At 42.0% G+C, this 293-nt stretch carries 1 protein-coding gene; it reads right to left on the bottom strand.

All coding sequences use genetic code 11. The features are described 5' to 3' along the window. Positions 1–266 (bottom strand): FAD-binding protein (locus tag PZH32_RS13470; RefSeq protein ID WP_275208758.1); only part of this gene is annotated, 266 nt, incomplete at its 3' end. Positions 267–293 lie beyond the last annotated feature (27 nt).

Genomic DNA, 293 nt, shown 5'->3' with positions numbered 1-293 from the left:
ATGATCTCTCTTGAGCTGCGGATCATAAGATCTACAGATTCTTTTCTGTTCTCATAATGTCCCGCTTTCATTGTATCTTCAAAATAACTGTCATAGTCATCTTTGTCATGCAGCATGCAGATTCCTCCCTGAGCCAGGAATGAATCACTGCTCTCTAAATCTGACTTTGTAATCATGATGATCTTCTGATCTCTCGGAAGACTCAGTGCGCTGAAAAGCCCTCCCACACCTGTTCCGACAATGACTACATCTGCTTCCATTTTCATAATAAATATCTCCATTCCGACAGCGAC

The organism is Adlercreutzia equolifaciens (assembly GCF_029076695.1).
GTDB lineage: Bacteria > Actinomycetota > Coriobacteriia > Coriobacteriales > Eggerthellaceae > Adlercreutzia > Adlercreutzia equolifaciens_A.
The sequence above is the reverse complement of the archived record's forward strand: the minus strand, read 5'-3'. Positions and strand labels throughout refer to the sequence as shown.